The organism is Achromobacter sp. GbtcB20 (assembly GCF_019091095.1).
Classification (GTDB): Bacteria; Pseudomonadota; Gammaproteobacteria; order Burkholderiales; family Burkholderiaceae_B; genus Achromobacter; species Achromobacter mucicolens.
The window spans coordinates 1-319 of record NZ_JAGXJZ010000381.1 but is presented as its reverse complement, the minus strand read 5'-3'; the positions used below and the strand labels follow the sequence as shown (position 1 = coordinate 319).

The window sequence follows — 319 nt, the reverse complement described above, 5'->3', positions numbered from 1 at the left end:
AGATTTACCAACTGGCGCGCAATATATTTGATCTGGGCACGGCGGCTTGGTCGCTGTTCAAGGACGCGAGCAACATGAGCAAGGCCGATCTCGTGTCGAAGATCACCGAGACCATCATCGTCAGCGGCAGCCTCGTCATCTGGGACGGCCTGGATCCCGTCATTGAAGCCCAGCTCTTTCCGCTGCTAGGCCCCGTTGCACCCTATGTGGCAGCAGCGATTTCGGCCATGGGATTTGGCCTTTCCAGCCATTATCTGCAGCAATTCGTCCCCAGCATCGTCGAGTTCCTGTTCAGTTCGCGCACGGGACATCACGAAGC

The 319-nt window shown here is 57.4% G+C and carries 1 protein-coding gene; it reads left to right on the top strand.

All coding sequences use genetic code 11. The features are described from left to right. Window positions 1-319: hypothetical protein (locus KVT32_RS29415; RefSeq protein ID WP_217619354.1), on the top strand; the 319-nt coding region annotated here is incomplete at both ends.